7 protein-coding genes and 1 pseudogene are annotated in these 6,750 nt (G+C 60.5%); 2 read left to right on the top strand and 6 right to left on the bottom strand.

Translation table 11 applies throughout. From position 1 onward, the window contains the following. From QZ522_RS16415 to trpS, 4 genes are all read right to left on the bottom strand, one after another. A partial coding sequence (locus QZ522_RS16415) for an FAD-dependent oxidoreductase (protein WP_294614049.1) occupies positions 1–667 on the bottom strand: 667 nt, incomplete at its 3' end. A gap of 14 nt (positions 668–681) precedes the next feature. Beyond that, positions 682–1,470: a ribose-5-phosphate isomerase RpiA gene (gene rpiA, locus QZ522_RS16410; RefSeq protein ID WP_294614046.1), complete on the bottom strand. Its 789-nt coding sequence runs from the start codon at positions 1,468–1,470 to the stop codon at positions 682–684. A gap of 243 nt (positions 1,471–1,713) precedes the next feature. Next, the gene (locus QZ522_RS16405; protein WP_294614044.1) at positions 1,714–2,196 is read right to left on the bottom strand and encodes an RNA pyrophosphohydrolase; all 483 of its coding nucleotides are present in this window, start codon (positions 2,194–2,196) and stop codon (positions 1,714–1,716) included. 145 nt (positions 2,197–2,341) lie between these two features. After that, positions 2,342–3,370, bottom strand: a complete 1,029-nt coding sequence (trpS, locus tag QZ522_RS16400) for a tryptophan--tRNA ligase (RefSeq protein ID WP_294614041.1) — start codon at positions 3,368–3,370, stop codon at positions 2,342–2,344. Between the two features lie 73 nt (positions 3,371–3,443). On the opposite strand from trpS, the gene QZ522_RS16395 reads away from it, so the two are divergent. Beyond that, positions 3,444–4,130 carry a rhomboid family intramembrane serine protease gene (locus tag QZ522_RS16395; protein WP_294614038.1) on the top strand — a complete coding sequence of 229 codons (687 nt, stop codon included), beginning with the start codon at positions 3,444–3,446 and terminating at the stop codon, positions 4,128–4,130. On the opposite strand, the gene murJ is transcribed toward QZ522_RS16395, so the two are convergent. Further along, on the bottom strand, positions 4,127–5,674 hold the full coding sequence (gene murJ, locus QZ522_RS16390) for a murein biosynthesis integral membrane protein MurJ (RefSeq protein ID WP_294614035.1): 1,548 nt from the start codon (positions 5,672–5,674) through the stop codon (positions 4,127–4,129). The two genes, QZ522_RS16395 and murJ, sit on opposite strands and share 4 nt — an antisense overlap. 68 nt (positions 5,675–5,742) lie before the next feature. Beyond that, complete coding sequence (locus QZ522_RS16385) at positions 5,743–6,165, bottom strand: PaaI family thioesterase (protein ID WP_294614032.1); 423 nt, start codon at positions 6,163–6,165, stop codon at positions 5,743–5,745. A gap of 133 nt (positions 6,166–6,298) precedes the next feature. Here QZ522_RS16385 and QZ522_RS16380 point away from each other — a divergent pair. Continuing rightward, positions 6,299–6,750 (top strand): annotated as a pseudogene (locus QZ522_RS16380) (LytTR family transcriptional regulator); the annotation flags it as partial.

Below are 6,750 nucleotides of genomic sequence, written 5' to 3'. Positions count from 1 at the left end.
CGCCAGCTTCAATCATGCCTGCAGCCACCACATTGCGCGCCTCTTCGTCAAAGCCCCGCAGGATTTGCGCGCCGCGATAATATTGAGTGACCTTGACGCCAAGGCCATTGAGAATGCAGGCAAATTCACAGGCAATATAGCCGCCACCGATGATCAGAATGGATTTCGGCAGGCTCTCGAGGTGAAAAATTTCGTTGCTGGTGATCGCATGCTCGGCGCCCGGAAGGTCCGGTTTTACCGGCCGTCCGCCGGTCGCGACCAGGATATGCCTGGCACTTTTGCGGCTGCCATCCGATAGCTCGACAGTATGCGGATCGACCAACCTTGCGCGCGCATCAAAGCTCTCGACGCCGTTGTTTTTCAGAATGCCGCGATAGACATTCTCCAGCCGGTCCAACTCGGCATGAAGCTTGCCGCGAAACACCGGCCAGTCAAAGCCGCCCGCATGGACGGTCCAGCCATAAGACTGTGCATCGGCAACTGCCGCGGGATACTCCGAGGCAAAGACCATCAGCTTTTTCGGCACACAGCCGCGGATCACGCAGGTGCCGCCATAGCGGTCCTCTTCGGCCAAGGCCACTTTTGCGCCGCCCTGTGCGGCCACGCGCGCCGCGCGAACCCCGCCAGAGCCGCCGCCGATCACGAAAAGATCATAGTCGAATGTCATGCCGCCCCCGGATGCTAGTCGTTCATGTCGGTGAAAAGGTTGTCGGTCTCGACGAAATCGAGCCGATCCTCTTCAACGGTGCCCTCGTTGATGTCGCGCGTCTCCACCCGGCCATCGCCATAGCCAAGGATCACCACATCGCAGATATCCAGGAAAAGCCCGTTTTCAACCACCCCCGGCATTTGGTTCATCGCCATCGACAATTGATGCGGATTCCCGATCCGCCCCAAATGGAGGTCGATGATGTAATTGCCCTCATCGGTAATGAACGGGCGCTCGCCATTCATCCGTAGCGTTGCATCGCGGCCAAGCACATCCATCGAGATCAGCAACTCTTCGACCAGCGATTTGGTGGTCTGCCAGCCAAACGGGATCACCTCGACCGGAAGCGGGAAGGCGCCAAGCGTTTCCACCTCCTTGCCGACATCGGCAATCACGATCATCTGGTCGCTGGCGGTGGCCACGATCTTTTCCTGCAAAAGTGCGCCGCCGCCACCCTTGATCAGGTTCAGATTGCTGTCAAACTCGTCGGCCCCGTCAATGGTCACATCAAGCCATTTCGCCTCGTCAAGGCTGATCACTTCGATCCCGACCTCCCGGGCCAGTTCGGCGGTGCGCGTCGAGGTCGGCACACCCTTGATGCGAAGCCCGTCCTTGCGCACCATTTCGCCAAGACACCGCACCATCCAGGCCGCAGTTGATCCGGTCCCAAGACCCACCCGCATTCCGTCCTCGACATAATCGACAGACCGCTTTGCGGCGACGAATTTTGCCTTGTCGATGGGTGACAACTCTCCGGTCATGGGGCGACTCCTATGAATGTTTGCACGGGTTATAAGAGAGTTGGCGATAAGGTGCGAGGGCGAATTGCCCGGCTTTTTCCGGGGCCGGTTTCTTCGTGGAGCAAATACTCCGGGGGAGTCCAAGAAAATTAGCCGAATTTTCATGGGTGGGGGCAGCGCCCCCAATGCTCAACCCACCCTTCCCCCGGCAGGGTCGGGATGTCGCGCAACGGGGCCCCGGATGCGCCTGCAAGGGCGCGCGGATTACAGAAGCGGGCCGAACTCGGCCAGGACGCGGGCATAGACCTCGCGTTTGAAGGGGACGATATTGGCCACGAGATCCTCTGGCGGCAACCAGCGCCACTCGGAAAACTCCGGGTAATCGGTGACGATGTTCACATCGCTGTCCTTTCCCAGAAAGCGCAGCAGGAACCACTTTTGCTCTTGTCCGCGATAGCGGCCCTTCCAGATGCGCGGCACGATCTCATGCGGAAGGTCATAGGGAATCCAATCGCCGCTTTCGCCCTCGATCCGCACCAGGTCAGCGGGCACGCCGGTTTCTTCGCAAAGTTCGCGCAGGGCGGCGTCGCGCGGGGCCTCGCCGGGATCGACGCCACCCTGTGGCATTTGCCAGGCGGCCGTTTCATTGTCGATCCGCTGGCCGACAAACACGTGGCCGTCGGCATTGGCCAGCATGACGCCGACACAGCGGCGATAGGGCAGTTTGGCAATTTCTTCGGGGGTCATGGCAGGTCTTCCAGCGATAGGGTTGGCGCCAAAGTGCGGCGTGGCGCGGGCGAGGTCAAGCGATGGCGGGCGGTTATGAACGCCCAACCGACCCGTGCAAAAGCCGCGCCGGACCGGGGGCAATGAGCCCCCGGAACAGCCCGTGTCAGACTTCGCGCGGGCCGACCATGCCCATGATCTCATAGGTCTGGCGCAGGATCGGCGCGGCGATGGCACGGGCGCGGTCTGCGCCATTGCCCAGAATGCGGTCGATCTCGGACACATCCTGCATCAGCCGGGACATTTCGCCGGAAATCGGCGCCAGCTTTTCAACCGCCAGATCGGCCAGCATCGGCTTGAATTCGGAAAACGCCTTGCCGCCGGCCTCGGCCATGACCTGATCAACGCTCATGTCGGCCAGAGCAGCGTAGATATTCACCAGATTGCGCGCCTCGGGGCGCTCTTCCAGCCCCTTTACCTCTGAAGGAAGCGGCTCCGGGTCGGTCTTGGCCTTGCGGATTTTGCGGGCAATCGTGTCGGCATCATCGGTCAGGTTGATCCGGCTCATATCGGAAGGGTCTGATTTCGACATCTTCTTGGATCCGTCGCGCAGCGACATCACCCGTGTGCCTGTGCCCTCGATCACCGGCTCGGTGATCGGAAAGAAATCGACGCCGAAATCATTGTTGAACTTGGCCGCGATGTCGCGGGTCAGTTCCAGATGCTGTTTTTGATCCTCGCCCACCGGCACGTGGGTCGCGTGATAGGCCAGGATATCGGCCGCCATCAGCGCCGGATAGGCAAACAGCCCAAGCGAGGCGTTCTGTGCATTCTTGCCCGCCTTGTCCTTGAACTGGGTCATGCGCTGCATCCAGCCCATGCGCGCCACGCAATTGAAAACCCAGGCAAGCTGAGAATGTTCGGCAACCTGGCTTTGGTTGAACAGGATGGATTTCGCAGGATCAAGACCCGAGGCGATAAACCCGGCCGCAAGCTCGCGGGTGGAGTGGCGCAACTCGGCCGGATCCTGCCAGACGGTGACCGCATGCAGATCGACCATGCAATAGATCGACTGGATGCCCTGGTTCTGCGCATCGGCAAAGCGCTTGAGCGCGCCAAGATAATTGCCAAGATGCAGGTTGCCCGAGGGCTGAATGCCCGAAAAGACCCGCGGTGTGAAGCCTGCTTCGGTCATATGTCATCTCCGTCTGGATTTCTTCGCCCGCCTCGCTTACCCATGCGTCAAAGCCCCGTCAAGGAGAGCAGGCATGTCAGACCCCGTAAACGAAAGCCCCGTCAACCCGGTGCCGCCGGTGGTGGTGGCGCTTTTTCTGGTGATCGTCGGCGTCGAGGCGATCTTTTTGCTGGGCGCGCGCGGGTTTGTCGGCGGCCCCGAGGCGGTCGGCTGGCGCAGTATCGCGATCGAGGATTACGGCTTTAACAGCGACATCATGGCGTGGATGCTGCAAAATCAGATCTATCCCGCCGAGCACCTGCGCCGCTTTCTCAGCTATGCCTTTGTCCACAACAGTTTTACCCATGCACTGTTTTCCGGGGTGCTGCTTCTGGCGATGGGCAAATTTGTCGGCGAGGTGTTCCGCCAATGGGCGGTGCTGGTGCTTTTCGTGCTCTGCACTGTCACGGGCGCGGCGGTTTACGGGCTGGTGATAAGCGGTCACCCCTGGCTGATCGGGGCCTTTCCCGGCGTTTACGGGCTTATCGGCGGCTTTACCTATCTGATGTGGCTCAAGCTGGGTCAGCTTGGCGCGAGACAGTCGCGTGCCTTCAGCCTGATCGGCATTCTGATGTTGCTTCAGCTGACCTTTGCCCTTCTGTTCGGCGGAAGCGGCACCTGGGTGGCGGATGTATCGGGTTTTGGCACCGGTTTTCTGGCGTCGTTTTTCCTAAGTCCCGGCGGCTGGACGAAAATCCGCGCCAGGATCCGGCACGACTAGCGCGGCGAGCGGCGCAGCTTGCTGCGGACTTCCGAAAGCCGGAAGGCGCCCAGAAGCTGGCCGAAGGCGCCATAGGCCAGCGTACCGACCGCCAGCAACACCAAAAGCGCGATCCAGCGCCATCCGCTGATGGCAAAGAGCGGTCCAAGCAGTGCCCCCATCGCCCAAAGCACACCCCCCATCAGGGCCGAGGCCAGAACGATCCGCCAGATGCGGCGGTGAAACTGGGCATCGAACCGCGCCATATCGCCAAAGGCGCGCGCGCCGCGCATCAATTGCCAGACCATAACCCAACCTGCGAGCGTGGTGGCAAAGGCCGCCGCGATCCAGCCTATCCAGATCGCAAGCCCAATCGCGAGGGCCGCATTGACGATCATCGCCACGACCGCATAGTGAAACGGGCTTTTGGTGTCTTCGCGGGCGAAAAACAGCGGTTGCAGGATTTTTTGCATCACAAAAGCAGGCAGACCAAGGCCGTAAATTGCCACTGCAAGCGCGGTTGCCGCGCTGTCGTCGCTGCCAAAGGCGCCGCGTTCAAACAACACCGCCACAAGCTGAAGCGGGATCACCATGAGCGCCACGGCGCAGGGCACGGTGAGGGCGAGCGATAGCTCGCCTGCCCGCGACAGGGCCATGCGCGCGCCGATGTCATCGCCCGATTTCAGGCGCCGTGACAGATCGGGCAACAGCACGATCCCCACCGCGATTCCGACCACGCCAAGCGGTAGTTGATAAAGCCGGTCCGCAGAATAAAGCCAGCTCACGGCCTTGTCGTAATTCGACGCCACCTGCTGACCGACCAGAAGGTTGACCTGCATCACGCCTCCGGCAAGCGCGGCGGGCACGGCGACGCGCACCAGTTGCGACATCGCAGGTGTCCAGCGTGGGCGCACCGGGCGGATATGAAGACCCGCGCGGCTTGCCGCCTGCCAGACCAGAACGAGCTGCGCCACACCTGCGAACGGAATGGCCCAGACCAGGGCGATGGCGACCTTGCCCCCCATGAGCGCCGCCACGGCCATGGCGAGGATCAGCATGACGTTCAAAATCACCGGCGCGGCGGCGGCGGCGGCAAAACGACCGGCAGCATTGAGCACCCCCGAAAAAAGCGCCGCCAGCGATATGAACAGGATGTAGGGGAACACGATGCGCCCGAAATCAACGGTGATATCAAAGCGTTGATCGCCAACGAACCCTTCGGCTGTGGCCCAGACGAGCGCGGGCATAAAGACCAGCGCAAGCCCGGTCAGCGCCAGCAATACAAGCCCGAGACCCGACAGCGCCAGCGAGGCAAAACCAAGCGCATCCTCATCGGCCTCAAGCCGTTTGGAAAACATCGGTACGAAGGCCGCGTTGAAGGCGCCCTCGGCAAAAAAACGGCGGAACATATTGGGAAGCCGGAAGGCGGCGACAAAGCTATCCATCATCACGCCGGGGCCAAGATAGCTGGCGATCATCACGTCGCGGATAAACCCCAGCAACCGGCTGAGCAGCGTCCAGCCGCCGACGGTCAGGATACCGGTAAGCAGGCGGACGGGTTTCATGGGCGGGCCTCTGGCTTGGGGCGTTTGCGCAGGCTTAGCGGATCGCGCCGACAGGGGAAAGGGGGCTGCTAGGCGCGCGGCACCGGCATCATCGTGCCGGTCATCAGCGCGATATGAGTTTCTTTACCGTCCTCAAGCGCAAACACATCCGCGCGCACGATCACCAATCGGCGTCCGGGCTTGACCACAGTCCCGCGCGCCACGAGCTTGTCGCCCTTCGCCGGGGCAAGAAGGTTGATCTTCATTTCGGTGGTCAAAACCTCGCAATCCGGCGGCATGACGGAAAGGGCGGCATAGCCCGCCGCGCTGTCGCCGATAGAAAATGTAAGACCGGCATGCCCAAAGCCGTGTTGTTGACGGCTGCCGGGTAAAATGGGCGCTTCAATTTCGACATTCCCCTCCGAGAGATGCGCAAGGCGCGCCCCCAGAGTTTGCATCAGGCTTTGCGCTGCAAAGCTGGCGCGAATTTCATCTTCTGTTATAGGGGACATTTTGGCTTTAATTCCCATTGCTTACGTTACGTTGTCTCGATGACGATAATGTTAGGCGACATGGCTATGATTGTTGGATAACAAACGAGCCGGTGTTAAACGCAAATATCATTATGTGTGGTAAGGACAAAAATTGAACTGGTCTGATTTCCGAAACCACCTGGTGGAAACGTTTTCCACATTATTTTCTACGGTAACCCTTTTCTCGCTGGCTGCGACCAGTGCCGTTGCGGTGATTGCCGGCCCCTTTGGGACCTATGAAACGATGTCGCTCGCGACGCGGACGACCTATTGGGGCCTCGCGATTTCCATAGGCCTGTTGGTGGCTTACCTCAGTCGTGCGACGATGGCCACGCTGTTCGGCGAACGCCGCCCCCTCCTGTTTGACCTCGGCGCAAGCCTTATGGTCAGCACAATCATGGCGCCGCTGATCTGGGGGCTTCGGGCCTGGTTGGATCCTGTTCTGGACCTGCAACACCTGAGTCTTCCAAGTATTGCTCTCAATATCTTTGTGATAGCGGTCGGCATATTTGTCCTGCGCCGCCAGATCGGGCTTGAAAAGCCCGCCGGATATCGCGGCATCAA

Origin of the sequence: uncultured Roseovarius sp. (genome assembly GCF_913054395.1) — a bacterium.
Classification (GTDB): Bacteria; Pseudomonadota; Alphaproteobacteria; order Rhodobacterales; family Rhodobacteraceae; genus Roseovarius.
This window is presented reverse-complemented; position numbering and strand designations above follow the sequence as displayed.

Excerpts from the sequence above, each read along its gene's own strand:
- rpiA (WP_294614046.1), bottom strand. The coding sequence starts at position 1,470 with ATGACCGGAGAGTTGTCACCCATCGACAAGGCAAAATTCGTCGCCGCA.
- QZ522_RS16405 (WP_294614044.1), bottom strand. The coding sequence starts at position 2,196 with ATGACCCCCGAAGAAATTGCCAAACTGCCCTATCGCCGCTGTGTCGGC.
- trpS (WP_294614041.1), bottom strand. The coding sequence starts at position 3,370 with ATGACCGAAGCAGGCTTCACACCGCGGGTCTTTTCGGGCATTCAGCCC.
- QZ522_RS16395 (WP_294614038.1), top strand. The coding sequence starts at position 3,444 with ATGTCAGACCCCGTAAACGAAAGCCCCGTCAACCCGGTGCCGCCGGTG.
- murJ (WP_294614035.1), bottom strand. The coding sequence starts at position 5,674 with ATGAAACCCGTCCGCCTGCTTACCGGTATCCTGACCGTCGGCGGCTGG.
- QZ522_RS16385 (WP_294614032.1), bottom strand. The coding sequence starts at position 6,165 with ATGTCCCCTATAACAGAAGATGAAATTCGCGCCAGCTTTGCAGCGCAA.